The 11570-nt window shown below is 71.4% G+C and carries 13 protein-coding genes; 6 read left to right on the top strand and 7 right to left on the bottom strand.

What is annotated here, in order from left to right:
* Positions 1 to 1012: transketolase C-terminal domain-containing protein (locus tag ACK4UM_RS09355; RefSeq protein ID WP_409798084.1), on the top strand; the 1012-nt coding region annotated here is incomplete at its 5' end.
* 19 nt (positions 1013 to 1031) lie between these two features.
* Here ACK4UM_RS09355 and ACK4UM_RS09350 read toward each other — a convergent pair.
* The 3 genes from ACK4UM_RS09350 to ACK4UM_RS09340 all read right to left on the bottom strand — a co-directional run bounded on the left by ACK4UM_RS09350 (position 1032) and on the right by ACK4UM_RS09340 (position 3257).
* The gene (locus ACK4UM_RS09350; RefSeq protein ID WP_409798082.1) at positions 1032 to 1340 is read right to left on the bottom strand and encodes an AzlD family protein; all 309 of its coding nucleotides are present in this window, start codon (positions 1338 to 1340) and stop codon (positions 1032 to 1034) included.
* Positions 1337 to 2056 (bottom strand): AzlC family ABC transporter permease, encoded by a 720-nt coding sequence (locus ACK4UM_RS09345; protein ID WP_409798080.1) that lies wholly within the window; start codon positions 2054 to 2056, stop codon positions 1337 to 1339. Before ACK4UM_RS09345 ends, ACK4UM_RS09350 begins: the two co-directional genes overlap by 4 nt.
* Positions 2057 to 2135: 79 nt before the next feature.
* Complete coding sequence (locus ACK4UM_RS09340; protein ID WP_409798078.1) at positions 2136 to 3257, bottom strand: hypothetical protein; 1122 nt, start codon at positions 3255 to 3257, stop codon at positions 2136 to 2138.
* A 233-nt stretch (positions 3258 to 3490) separates the two neighbouring features.
* On the opposite strand from ACK4UM_RS09340, the gene ACK4UM_RS09335 reads away from it, so the two are divergent.
* Entirely contained in the window at positions 3491 to 3925 is a 435-nt protein-coding gene (locus ACK4UM_RS09335) for a GlcG/HbpS family heme-binding protein (RefSeq protein ID WP_409798076.1), read from the top strand.
* Between the two features lie 10 nt (positions 3926 to 3935).
* On the opposite strand, the gene ACK4UM_RS09330 is transcribed toward ACK4UM_RS09335, so the two are convergent.
* Positions 3936 to 4622: a hypothetical protein gene (locus tag ACK4UM_RS09330; protein ID WP_409798074.1), complete on the bottom strand. Its 687-nt coding sequence runs from the start codon at positions 4620 to 4622 to the stop codon at positions 3936 to 3938.
* A 166-nt stretch (positions 4623 to 4788) separates the two neighbouring features.
* Here ACK4UM_RS09330 and ACK4UM_RS09325 point away from each other — a divergent pair, with 166 nt between their 5' ends.
* Entirely contained in the window at positions 4789 to 5118 is a 330-nt protein-coding gene (locus ACK4UM_RS09325; RefSeq protein WP_409798072.1) for a hypothetical protein, read from the top strand.
* Positions 5119 to 5454: 336 nt separating this feature from the next.
* A complete protein-coding gene (locus tag ACK4UM_RS09320) occupies positions 5455 to 6177 on the top strand; it encodes a cold-shock protein (protein WP_409798070.1) in 723 nt (240 codons plus the stop codon).
* Between the two features lie 149 nt (positions 6178 to 6326).
* Here the strand turns inward: ACK4UM_RS09320 and ACK4UM_RS09315 are convergent, their stop codons facing one another.
* Positions 6327 to 6923 carry a hypothetical protein gene (locus ACK4UM_RS09315; protein WP_409798068.1) on the bottom strand — a complete coding sequence of 199 codons (597 nt, stop codon included), beginning with the start codon at positions 6921 to 6923 and terminating at the stop codon, positions 6327 to 6329.
* 184 nt (positions 6924 to 7107) lie between these two features.
* On the opposite strand from ACK4UM_RS09315, the gene ACK4UM_RS09310 reads away from it, so the two are divergent.
* A complete protein-coding gene (locus ACK4UM_RS09310) occupies positions 7108 to 8742 on the top strand; it encodes a long-chain-fatty-acid--CoA ligase (RefSeq protein WP_409798066.1) in 1635 nt (544 codons plus the stop codon).
* 10 nt (positions 8743 to 8752) lie between these two features.
* Here ACK4UM_RS09310 and ACK4UM_RS09305 read toward each other — a convergent pair whose 3' ends face one another.
* Complete coding sequence (locus ACK4UM_RS09305; RefSeq protein ID WP_409798064.1) at positions 8753 to 9274, bottom strand: DUF1523 family protein; 522 nt, start codon at positions 9272 to 9274, stop codon at positions 8753 to 8755.
* A 362-nt stretch (positions 9275 to 9636) separates the two neighbouring features.
* On the opposite strand from ACK4UM_RS09305, the gene ACK4UM_RS09300 reads away from it, so the two are divergent.
* On the top strand, positions 9637 to 10494 hold the full coding sequence (locus ACK4UM_RS09300; RefSeq protein ID WP_409798062.1) for an alpha/beta hydrolase: 858 nt from the start codon (positions 9637 to 9639) through the stop codon (positions 10492 to 10494).
* 6 nt (positions 10495 to 10500) lie between these two features.
* On the opposite strand, the gene ACK4UM_RS09295 is transcribed toward ACK4UM_RS09300, so the two are convergent.
* Positions 10501 to 11550 (bottom strand): polysaccharide deacetylase family protein, encoded by a 1050-nt coding sequence (locus ACK4UM_RS09295; RefSeq protein WP_409798060.1) that lies wholly within the window; start codon positions 11548 to 11550, stop codon positions 10501 to 10503.
* Positions 11551 to 11570: the final 20 nt, after the last annotated feature.

Raw genomic sequence — 11570 nt, 5'->3', positions numbered from 1 at the left:
CGTCACCTTCGACGTGGTGACGGGCGCGCAGGCCAAGCCCAAGGCCAACGCGCCGGCCTATACGAAGGTGTTCGGGCAATCCCTCATAGCAGAAGCCGAGCGCGACGAGAAGATCGTGGCGGTCACCGCGGCGATGCCGTCGGGCACCGGGATCGACCTGTTCGGCCAGGCTTTTCCCAAGCGCACCTTCGACGTGGGCATCGCCGAGCAGCACGCGGTGACCTTCGCGGCCGGCATGGCGTGCGAGGGCTACAAGCCGTTCGTCGCGATCTACTCGACCTTCCTGCAGCGCGCCTACGACCAGGTGGTGCACGACGTCGCGATCCAGAACCTGCCGGTCCGCTTCGCGATGGACCGCGCGGGCCTGGTCGGCGCCGACGGGCCGACCCATGCGGGCTCCTTCGACGTCGCCTATCTCGGCTGCCTCCCGAACATGACGATCATGGCCGCCGCCGACGAGGCCGAGCTCGTCCACATGGTCGCGACCATGGCCGCCCACGACACGGGCCCGATCGCGCTTCGCTATCCGCGCGGGGAGGGGGTGGGCGTCGAGATGCCCGAGCGGGGAATGCCACTCGAGATCGGAAAAGGCCGCATGATCCGCGAGGGCACGCGCGTCGCGCTCCTGTCGCTCGGCACGCGGCTCGCCGAGGCGCTCGCGGCGGCCGAAGAGCTCGAGGCGCGGGGCCTCTCGACGAGCGTCGCCGACGCGCGCTTCGCCAAGCCCCTCGACACCGACCTCGTCCTGCGGCTCGCGCGCGACCACGAGGTGCTGATCACGATCGAGGAAGGCTCGATCGGCGGCTTCGGCTCCTTCGTGCTGCACGCGCTCGCCGAACACGGCGCCCTCGACCGGGGGTTGAAGGTGCGCGCCATGGTCCTGCCGGACGCCTATATCGACCACGACAAGCCCGCCAGGATGTACGCGCAAGCCGGCCTCGACGCGCAGGGCATCGTCGCGAAGGTCTTCGAGGCGCTCGGCCGCGCGGACGAGGCGAAGGCGCGGGCGTGAGCGACGCCCCGGGGGCGCCTCACACCCCCAACGTCGCGCGCATCAGCGCGAGCGTCGCGGCGCCGGCGAGGGCGGCGGCGAGGTCGTTGCGGGTCGCGATCATCACGAGGGCGACGGCGCCGAGCGCGGCGAGCTCCTCGGGCCGTCCGCGGATCGCGGTCAGGGCCACGATGCCGGCCATCACCCCGAGCGGCGTCGCCTTGAGCGCGGCATCGAGCGCGTCCGAGCGCGGTACGAAGCGCATCAGGAAGAAGCCGCCCGCGCGGCACAGATAGGACACGAGCGCCACCGCGAGAAGCAGCGGCACGAGGTCGGCATCGAGGCTCATCCGCCGATCCCCGCCCGCACGCGCAGATAGGCGACCGCGCCGCCCGCCAGCCCCGCCGCGACGATCGCCCAGCCGAAGGAGGCGAGGCTCCCGACCGCGATCGCCGCGAGCGCGCCCGCCGCGATCACGAGGAGATCGGCCCGCGCCTTCGTCATCGCGAGCATCATCGCGCCGGCGAAGGCGACGAGCAGGAAATCGAGGCCGAGCACGCGCGGATCGGGCGCGACGGCGCCCGCGCTGACGCCGAGCGCGGTGCCCGCCATCCAGCCCGCGAAGATGAGGAGCCCGGAGCCGAGGAGAAAGCCCGCATCCTCTTCGCCCGCATCGTGCGCCTTCATCGAGAGCAGCCAATTGCCGTCGCCGAGGAAGTAGAGGCTGCCATAGGCGCGCCCCGGCGTCAGCCCGCCGAGCCAGGGGCGCAAGGCCGCCGAGAAGAGGAAGTAGCGCGCGTTCATCACGAGGACGGTGACCGCGATCGAGACGACGCCCACCCCCGCGGCTCCGCCGGCTTCCGCGAGGATGCCGATCATCGCGAGCTGCGCCGTGCCGGAATACACGAAGGCGCTGACGAGCGCGGCCTCGAGCAGCGAGAGCGAGATCTGCTGCGCCATCAGGCCGAAGGCGATGCCGTAGATGAAGGTCGCCACCGCGAGCGGCTGGCCGGCCTTCGCGCCACGCACGAGGCCGGCCCGCGTCAGGACTGTGCTCTGCGCCATCCGCCCTCTCCGACCCGTCCCGATTCGTCGCGGTCAGGATAGGTCGGACGCAGCGGCGGGCAACCGGAAATGCGCGCGGTCAGGCCGCGTAGCGGAACACCGCCGCGGCCTTGACGCCCTCGCGCAGATCCCCGCGCGGGGCGGCGAGCGCCGTGCCGCCGGTGCGCAGGGTGCGGCCGACGAGCTCGTCGAGGACGTCGTAGGTGGTGGCGCTCGCCTCCGCTCCCGGCACGAAGGAGCCGATCCCGGCCTCGAGCGTGCCGTAGACCGCCTCGTCGAGGCACACGACGAGCGCCTCGACCCGGCCCTCCTCGGCCGCGCGCGCGATCTCCGAAATGTCGAACGAGCCGCGGTTCTCGTTGCGCAGGGCCTCGGCGCGGGCGATCAGGGCCTCGACCCGCTCCTTCTCGTGGGAGGCGACGATGGCGCGGGCGCGCTCGGCGATCTCCTGGTCGTGCGTGTGCTCCTGGTTGCCGGAGATGGTCTCCTTCGTCAGGTGCGGGTAATGCGTCGCGTGGCGGAAGAAGGTCGTGATCGTGTCCACCCCCGCGACCACGAGCGGCGTGGACTTGTTCTGGAGGAAGGGACGCAGCGCCCGCTCGATCCCGTGGGCGAACTGCTCCTGGCGCATCTTCTTCTCGGCCGATTGCTGGGTTTCGGCCATGTCGGTGATCTCGGGCGTGCGCTCGCTCGTGATGAAGTCGTCGAGGGAGCGGGGGAGGTCGGGGACGTCCACCTCGCTCACGTCGCCTTCCGTCACCGCGAGGAGCCGCACGCGCTTCTGCGACATCTCGAGCACGTAGGCGTCGTGCGGGCGCGCGAGGATCGGCGCGAGCGGCTTGACGTGGAAGCGGTCGGAGATCTCCACCCGGCGCCCCACCTGCATCGGCAGGCGGAAGGTGCGCACGGCGTCGGGCGTCGCGAAGACGGCGAGCCCGTGGGCCATGTAACGCCAGAACTCCGGGTCGTCCTCGAGGGCGGAGAGCCGCTCGTCGATCGCCGCGGCGGCGCGCTTGTCGGCCTGCGCCTCTTCGAGCCGCCGCGCCGTGTCGCGCCGCAGCTCGCGGAAGGCGAGGGTGTCCTCGCGCCAGGAGGGGATGGTCGCGGGCTGCGTCGGCATGTAGAGCGACACGCAGGGCGCGCCCCGCTCCGCGTCGAGCCGGCGGACCTCCTCCACGGTGACGGGATCGAGATGCAGCATGGGGTTCTCCTGTGTTGTCGTGCGTCGTCTTGCTGTGTGCGTCGTCTTGCTGGTCCTGGCGGAGCGCGCGCCCCGCGATCCGGTCGGGGGATGACGCCCGCGGCGCGGCGGCGGTTCCGGTGCCGCGGGAAAGGAGCTTTGCCCGGGCGAGCGGGTGCGCGGGGCCGCCTCTTGCGCTACAGGGGCGGGGAGGGGGCGCGTCCGCCCGCCTGTCGCCGATCGAGGAGAGAGCGATGACCGACCTGACCCGCGAAGCCGCCCGCACCATCGTCGCGAGCGCGTTGTCGATCGCCCGCGAGAAGGGCTTCAAGCCGCTCGCGATCGCCGTCTACGACGCCCGCGGCGCCCTCAAGGCCTTCGAGGCGGAGGACGGGACCTCCCTCAAGCGCGGCGAGATCGCGATGGGCAAGGCCTATGGCGCGGTCGCGCTCGGGGTGTCCTCGCGCGCGCTCGGCAAGATGGCGGCGGAGCGCCCGCATTTCGTCGCGGCGGCGACCCATGCGGTGGGCGGCATGCTGGTGCCGGTGCCCGGCGGCGTGCTCGTGCGCGATTCCGCGGGGCGCCTTCTCGGGTCGGTCGGGATCTCGGGCGAATTGTCGGACAACGACGAGTTCGCGGCGGTCGCCGGCATCGAGGCGGCCGGCCTCGTCGCCGAGACCGGAGCCTGATCGCGGGCGATCAGCCCCCTGGCGCCGGGAAGAACGGCATCTGCATGCCGCCGCCCTGGCCGCCGGGCGCCTGTCCGCCCTGACCTTGCTGCGGCATCTGCATGCCCTGCTGGCCTTGCATGCCTTCACCGCCCGGCGGCGCCTGCATGCCCTCGGCGATGACGGCGATCTCGGCTTCGCCGGGCGTCACGCCGGGGGCGGCCGCGTCGCAGACCATCCGATAGACGCCCGGAGCGCCCACCTCGACGACGACCTGGCCGATCGCGCCGGGCGACACGACGATCGCCGGCGCGCCGGGCGTGTATTGCGCCGCGACCACGCTCGCGATCCGCTCGCCGGCGCCGAAGAAGTCGGGCGCGACGATGGCGGCGGCGTGTTCCGTGAGGTTGACGATCTGCAGTCGCACGATCGTGCCGGCCGGCAGCCGCGCCTCCGGCGGGCGGCAGGCGACCGCGCCGTCCTGCAGCGTCACGGCGACTTCGACCGGGATCGCCTGATGCGTCGCATCGGGTGGCGTGAGCGTCGGGAAGCCGGCCTGAGGCTGCGCGCCCGCGACGCCGGTCATGGAGACGAGAGCGATCGCGCCGGACAGAGCGGCGACGACGCGCCGGGTGCCGAGGACGGGGCTCGCGGGGGCTGCGCTCGCGGGGGCTGCACGCGGCGCGGCGGCGGAGGGTTTCTGGTCTCTCTTGGACATGCATTCTCAATGCTCGGGCGTCGAGGGCGGTTCCGGTGCGTGGCCGCCGACGGGTCGGGAGCGGATGGAACCCGAAGTCGTCGGCCGTATTTCTCTCCTCACAAGCGTTTGGCACCGCTCGCGTTTTCCGGCGCGACCGAGCGCCGGAGGGAGGATGCCGATGTCGTTGACGAACAGACCCCGCCGCCGCTCCGGCCCCGCCGAATACTGCGCGATCGTCGGTGGCGTCCTGGGACTGGCGATCCTCGCGGCGCCCGCGAGCGCCGAGCGCGGCCTCGACCCCGCCATCGCCGGGCTGTTCCTGCCGCTCTCCGTCTACGCGGCCGAGGCGAATGCCCCCGATCCGGAGGCGACGGGGGCCCTGATCGAGCCGCCGATCGGCGAGCGCCCCACGCCCGCGGAAGCCCGAGAGGCCGATCTCGAAGAGCGGATCCTGATGCGCCCGCCGGGCGGCGACGCGACCGGTGGTCGTCCGGACATGCCCGTCGAGCGCTGATCCGGCATCCGGTTACGCAACGAGATCGTTCTTCGTCGCGCCCGCAAGAGTCCCGCGGGGCGGAAAAGCGCAAATCGGCAGCTCTTTTTTTGCGCGACGTCTTTACAAGTGGGCGGAACTTCGCCACACTCGGCTTCGTATGGCGATTAATCGCCACCCGACAGGCCGAAATACACGCGTTTTGATGGATCCTAATCCCGCAAGAGCCATGATATCGGTCTGAGAGGGCCTGTTTTTCGGACCCGGCTCTTTGCGCTGCAAACGCGATGGCTCGAGTTCGTGAAGCAAGTGCCAGCGTGAACGTGAAGCTGCTACAGCGCGAGAGCGAGAGAATACATGGGTCGAGGTCGAGAGTTCCGCGATTCGGGCCGTCGTGGGTTCGATGACGATTTTGGTCAGCGCCGGTCTGACTTCCCCGAGCCGCGAGCGGACCGCGGCTCGTTCGGTGGTGGAGGGGGCGCCCCGATGGGTGGCGCTCGCCCGATGGGCGGACCGCCCGTCGATGCCACCGTCAAGTGGTTCAACCCGGAGAAGGGTTTCGGCTTCGTCGAGGTCGAGGACGGCTCCGGGGACGCGTTCCTCCACATCCGCGCGGTCGAGGCCGCCGGCCATGCCGAGCTCCAGCCCGGCACCCGGCTGCAGGTCCGCACCGCCCAGGGTCAGAAGGGTCCGCAGGTCACGGAAGTGCTCAGCGTCGACACCTCGACCGCTCAGGCGCCGGCTCCGCGCAGCGGCTTCGGAGGCGGCGGCGGCTTCGGCGGCGGCATGGGTGGTCCGGGCGGCATGCGCCGTCCCCCCCGCGCCGGCGGTTTCGGCGCCGGCGGCGGCCCCCGTCACAGCGGCCCCACGACGGAGCTCATGGGCACCGTCAAGTGGTACAACCCCACGAAGGGCTTCGGCTTCATCGTGGCCGAGGACGGCGGCAAGGACGTGTTCATCCATCGCTCGGTGCTGATGCGCGCGAACCTGCCCGACCTCGTCGAGGGCCAGCCGGTCCGCATGGGCGTCGTCGACGGCATGAAGGGCCGCGAGGCGGCGACCATCGAGCTGGCCGACTGAGGCCCACGCGCCGTCGTCGATCGGTCGTCGATCGTCGTCGCTTCGATCGTCAGACGGCGGGTCCTTCCGGGGACCCGCCGTTTCGTTTTTCGCCAGGGTCGCGATCGTAACCTCGCGATCGTAATCTCGCGATCGTAATCGCGTCCGCCTCAATTCCTCTGCTGCTGCCCCTGGCCGCCCTGCTGGCCGCCGCCGCCCTGGCCGGTCGTGCCGCCCTGCTGGCCGCCGCCGAATTGCGGGCCGAAGGTGCGGCCCTCCTGGAAGCCGAACATCTGCTGGTTGCCGCCACCGCCGCCGCCGCCCCCGACGGCGCCGGTCGCCTGCGCGTCCTGGATCTGGACGAAGACCATCTCGCCCTCGGGCGAGCGCGCGCGCAGCACGTTGTGGCCGATCTCTTCGATGTCCTGGTAGCCCGCCTGGCGCAGGGCCTGCACGAGACGCTGGTGGCCTTGTCCGACCTGCTGCTGCTGCTGCTGCTGCCCGCCTTGCTGCTGGCCCATCTGCTGTTGGCCTATCTGCTGCTGACCCTGGCCGATCGGCTGCTGCGTCCATTGCTGCTGGCCCTGAACCTGGCCGTCGGCGCGCCAGGGATCGCGTCCCTGCATGTCCCCGGACTGCTGGCCCTGCTGCCCGAATTGCTGCTGCTGACCGGATTGGCCCCATTGGCCGCTCTGCTGCGCGAGCGCGGGGGCCGCGCCGCCGATCGCGAGCGCCGCGGCGAGGGCGGGGAGAATGGTACGCTTCATGGTCGTTTCCTCTCGTCGTTGATGCCGAGGCCGGCTGCGCCACGCGGCGCGCGCGCCTCCCCTCCCAAACGCTCGAGCGGATCGGTGTTCCGAAAAGCCGCGGCCATGGTCGAAGCGCCGCTTATGGCTTATCCTCCCGCGCCACCGCCCGAGACACGAAGGCGGAAACGGGAGAGACGCGCAGATGGACGGCATGCTCCACGGCCTCATGCAGGATTGGCCGCTTCGCATCCACACGATCATCGACCACGCCGCCGCCCAGCACGGCGCCCGCAAGGTCGTCTCGCGCTCGGTCGAGGGACCGATCGTCGAGACCGATTACGCTGCGATCCGCACCCGCTCGTTGCGCCTCGCCAAAAGGCTCGCGCGCGAGGGCGTGCGCCCGGGAGACCGGATCGCGACGCTCGCCTGGAACACCGCGCGCCATCTCGAATGCTGGTACGGCATCACCGGAATGGGGGCGGTCTACCACACGGTCAATCCGCGGCTCTTCGAAGACCAGATCGCCTACATCGTCGATCATGCGCAGGACCGGATGATGTTCCTCGATCTCGGCTTCGTGCCCCTCGTCGAGAAACTCGCGCCGCGCCTGCCGAGCATCGAGCGCTACGTGATCCTCACCGATGCCGCCCATATGCCGAACACGAGCCTGCCCGGCGCCGTTCCCTACGAGGAGTACCTCGCCGAGGCGGATGCCGATTTCGCCTGGCTCGCGGTGGAGGAGGGTGCCGCGGCGGGCCTGTGCTACACCTCCGGCACGACGGGGGAGCCGAAGGGCGTCCTCTATTCGCACCGCTCGAACGTGCTCCACGCGCTGATGGCGCGGGCGCCCGACGCGTTGGGGCTCTCGGCGCGGGACGTCGCGATGCCGGTCGTGCCGCTCTTCCACGCCAACGGCTGGTCCTTCGGCTTCTCGGCGCCGATGACGGGGGCGAGCCTCGTCCTGCCCGGCCCGAAGCTCGACGGCGCTTCGCTCGCCGAACTCCTCACGCGCTTTCGGGTGACCATCTCGGCGGCGGTGCCCACCGTCTGGTTCGGCCTCCTCCAGCATCTCGAGGCGTCGGGCACGATGCTGCCGGACCTCCAGCGCGTCGTCATCGGCGGCTCGGCCTGCCCGCGGGCGGTGACGCGCACCTTCCGCGACGTCTACGGCGTCGAGGTGCTGCACGCCTGGGGGATGACGGAGTTGAGCCCGCTCGGCACGGTCTGCTCGCTCAAGCCCGATTACGGCGAGCTCGACGCGGAGGCTTGGCTCGACGTGAAGGAGCGCGCCGGGCAGTCGTTCTACGGCGTCGAGATGCGCATCGTCGACGATGCCGGCGCGGAGCAGCCCTGGGACGGCAAGACCTCGGGGCGGCTGCAGGTGCGCGGGCCGGCGGTCGCGCGCGCGTATTTTCGGCGCGAGGACGAGCCGATCCTGACGGGGGACGGCTTCTTCGACACCGGCGACGTCGCCACCATCGATCGCTTCGGCAACATGCAGGTCGTCGATCGCGCGAAGGACGTGATCAAGTCCGGCGGCGAGTGGATCTCCTCGATCGATCTCGAGAACGCGGCCGTGTCGCATCCGGACGTGGCGGAGGCGGCCGCGATCGGCGTGCCGCACCCGAAATGGGACGAGCGACCGCTCCTCGTCGTGGTGCCGAAACCCGGCCGCGAGCCCGACAAGGCCGCGATCCTCGCCCATCTCGCGCAACGCTTCGCCAAATGGCAGGTGCCCGACGACGTGGTCTTCGTCGAGGAGATCCCCCACACCGCCACCGGCAAGATCTCGAAAGTCGAGCTGCGCCGCCGGATCGTCCCACCCGTCGCCGAGTGAGATTCAAGGCTCACGCGGCGCGGCGGCGGCGCCAGCGGGCGATCGCGATCCAGGCCCAGGCGACCAGGATCGCGAGGCCCGCGAGGAAGACGATGTTGAACCACGGCACCGGCGTGTAGTCCGCCGGGACCCGGCGGATCGAGACCGCGTTCGGGAAGACCGAGAACATCTGGATGCGCCAGCCGTAATAGGTCACGAGCGCCGTCGCGCGCTCGGATGCGGCGGAGGCGGCGCGCGCCTGCACGTCGGCGGAGTTGAACTTGAAATAGGGCGGGAAGCCCCAGCCGGTGTCCTCGTTGCGGAAGACGCGCGGGGCGCCGGTCTCGGGACGCTCGGCGAAGATGTAGTACACGTCGCGGGTGCGGATGCGCCCCTGCGCGTCCGGTCGCTCGTCGATGCGGCGGATGTCGGTCGCGGTGATGCGCACGACCTCGTGGCTCGGCAGCACGTAATGCAGACCCGCCACGATCGGGGAGAGGAGGAGAAGGACGAGGAGCGCCCGCACCACGACGCTGCGCATTCCGCTCTTCATGCTCCCGTACTCCCTCGCCTCGTCCGCCTCGTCCGCCTCGCCGCCGCGGCGCGCGCCCTCGCACATGTCGGCGTGCGGCGCGTATCAGTCAAGGCTGAGGGGGGCCTTCACCGAGGGAGAACGGAGGTTCTGCGTCAGGAGATCGTCCGCTCGCCGGACGGCGCGGTCGCGGCGGCTTCACGAACGCGTGACCGTCCGGCCATGGCGGCGACGAGCGCTTCTTGGTCGAGCCGACCTGGTGCACTTTGCGGGACGAGGAAACGCGCTCGGTGGCGGAAGATCAACCCGATCCGTCGGCGCGGCATTCGAAATCGTGTATCGATTGCATCGCCCGATCGGCCCCGGCTCCCTCGCGAGACGTCATGACCCGCACGCCCCCCTCACGCACCCTCGCCCGCACGCTTCTGCGCGTCGCCCTCGTCGGGTTCGTCCTCTATGCCGGTTTCGTCGCGCTGCTCTATTTCGGACAGCGCGGGCTGGTCTTTCCCGCGCCGCAGGGGGTGGCGAGCGCGGTGGAGGCCGGGCTCGAGGGGTTTGCGGACGTCGTCATCGAGACCGAGGACGGCGAGCGCCTGCGGGCCTTCTTCCGCGCGCCGGAGCCGGGGCGGGTTCTCACGATCTATTTCCACGGCAATGCCGGCTCGAAGATCCAGCGTGCGCCGCGGGGCCGGGTGCTGGCGGAGGACGGGCGCGGCGTGCTGCTCCTCGCCTATCGCGGCTATTCCGGCTCGACCGGCCGCCCGAGCGAGGCGGGGCTCCTGGAAGACGGGCGCGCCGCCTATCGCTTCGCCCGCGCCCATGCCGAGCCCGACCGGATCGTCCTCTACGGCGAGAGCCTCGGCACCGGCGTCGCCGTCCCCCTCGCCGCCGAGGTCCCGGTCGCGGGCGTGATCCTCGACGCGCCCTTCACCGCCGCCGTCGACCTTGCGCGGCGCGCCTATCCGTTCGTCCCGGTCGATCTCCTGATGCGCGACCCGTTCCGCTCGATCGACCGGATCGGCGAGATCGAGGCCCCGATCCTCATCCTCCACGGCACCGCCGACCCGGTCACGCCCTTCGCGCATGCCGAGCGGCTCTACGCCGCCGCCCCCGAGCCGAAGCGCTTCGTCGTCCTCGAAGGCGAGGGCCACATCCGCAATTTCGAGAACGGAGGCCTGCCGGAGATCCGCGCGCTCCTCGACGCGATCGAGGCGGGGGCGGCGCCGTTCGGGGGATCGTGATCCCCTTCACGCCACCGCCAACCGCCGCCCCCGGTTCCAGGCGAGAAGGGGGAGGCCGGAGAGGAGGGCGCGCAGGGCGCCGGCGCTCTGGTGGAGGCCGTTGACGGAGATGCGGGGGAGCGCGTGGAGATGCTGCGCGTGGTCGGGCCAGAGATGGCCCGGGCGCGTCGTCACCGCAGTCGCGAAGCCGGCCTCGCGGGCGAGGGCGAATTCCCGCGCCCCGGCCGAGCCCGGATCGCCGACGGGGTAGGCGAGGTGGCGGACCTCGCGTCCGAGGCGCTCTGCGAGGATGGCCCGGCTCTCGACGATCTCGCGGCGCGCGGTCGCCTCGTCCCATTTGGCGAGCATCGGATGGGTAAGCGTGTGCGCGCCGAGCGTGAGTTCCGGGGTCGCGCGGCTCAGCGCGGCGAGCTCGTCCCAGTCGAGACAGGCGTCGCGCGAGAGGGCTGCGGGGTCGATGCCGGCGCTCTCGCAAAGACGCGCCGTCTCCCGGCGCAGATCCGCCTCCGAGCCCGCGCGCAGGCGCCAATAGATCGCCTCGAAGGCTTGGATCTTCTGCGCGTCCGTCTCGGCGGGCAGATCGAGGCCGAGCGCGCGCACCCGTGTCGAGGCCGCGACGGCGGCCTCGATCTCGCGCCACCAGAAGCGGCCGCGCCCCTCGGCGAAATCCGTCGTGACGAACAAGGTCCAGGGCGCGCCGCGGCGGGCGAGGATCGGGGCCGCGTGGTCGCGATTGTCGCGATAGCCGTCGTCGAAGGTGAGGACCGCGAAGGGCCGCGCATCGCGTCCGCCGTGCGCCTGTGCGACGCGCTCGGGGACGGCGTCGAGCGGCACGATCTCGAAGCCGAGCGCGTCGAGCGTGTCGAGCACGGTCTCGAGAAAAGCGGGCGTGATCTCGAGCAATCGGTTCGGCGCGAAGCCGGCCTCGGCGGCGGGGCGGACGTGGTGGAAGGTGAGGATCACGCCGCAGCCGCGGGCGAACCGCGCCCAGCGCTCGGCCCGCGTGCGATCGGCGACGGCGAGGCCGAGCTCGATGACGGTGCGCTTGATCGACACGGACGGCCCCCCGGTTGGCG

Origin of the sequence: Salinarimonas sp. (assembly GCF_046292825.1) — a bacterium.
Lineage (GTDB): Bacteria > Pseudomonadota > Alphaproteobacteria > Rhizobiales > Beijerinckiaceae > Salinarimonas.
Note: the sequence above shows the minus strand (reverse complement) of the source record. Positions and strands in the feature narration are given on the sequence as shown.